Origin of the sequence: Bacillus sp. NTK074B (assembly GCF_017303375.1) — a bacterium.
GTDB lineage: Bacteria > Bacillota > Bacilli > Bacillales > Bacillaceae_B > Rossellomorea.
This window is the reverse complement of the sequence record NZ_JAFKOH010000069.1, coordinates 1-271: the sequence shown is the minus strand read 5'-3', so window position 1 is coordinate 271 and position 271 is coordinate 1. Positions and strand designations below refer to the sequence as shown.

Below are 271 nucleotides of genomic sequence, written 5' to 3'. Positions count from 1 at the left end.
GAAATCCATCACGCCGCTGTCGCCGTCCGCGCTGCCCTCGATAACCCGGCATCCGGTGGCCTGTTCGGCAGCCACCCGCATGGCGCCAAGGATCGCAACATGTTCGCGGCGGCGCGCATAGCCCATGCGGATCACCTGCACTGAGATGCGCGACCCGTTCTGACGGCGATAGACGTTGTAGTCGCGCCCGGCGATGGTGACGGTTTGCGACTCGGCCCCCCAATAGCGGCGGTCGGGCGAGGCGCAGGCAGTCAGGACAAGCAGGATCAGA

The 271-nt window shown here is 66.4% G+C and carries 1 protein-coding gene; it reads right to left on the bottom strand.

Annotated elements, in window-relative coordinates; all coding sequences use genetic code 11:
* Positions 1-271 (bottom strand): hypothetical protein (locus JI667_RS21460; RefSeq protein WP_206858474.1); only part of this gene is annotated, 271 nt, incomplete at both ends.